Source organism: Bacteroides caecigallinarum, from assembly GCF_016902295.1.
Lineage (GTDB): Bacteria > Bacteroidota > Bacteroidia > Bacteroidales > Bacteroidaceae > Phocaeicola > Phocaeicola caecigallinarum_A.
Genome location: NZ_JACJLQ010000215.1, coordinates 1 through 238, shown reverse-complemented (window position 1 = coordinate 238; position 238 = coordinate 1). Strand labels below are relative to the sequence as shown.

The 238-nt window shown below is 48.3% G+C and carries 1 rRNA gene; it reads right to left on the bottom strand.

The annotated features are described in order from the left end of the window. A 23S ribosomal RNA gene (locus H6A27_RS14870) occupies positions 1–238 on the bottom strand; the annotation flags it as partial.

Sequence of the window (238 nt, the reverse complement as noted above, 5' to 3'; positions counted from 1 at the left end):
CTTTATCGTTACTTATACCTACATTTGCTTTTCCATACGCTCCAGAGTGGCTCGCGCCACGCCTTCGACGCAGAATGGAATGCTCCCCTACCAACCATTGCTGGTTCCACGGCTTCGGCAGACAACTTCATACCCGATTATTATCCACGCCAAATTCCTCGACTAGTGAGCTGTTACGCACTCTTTAAATGAATGGCTGCTTCCAAGCCAACATCCTAGCTGTCTTAGCAATCTGACT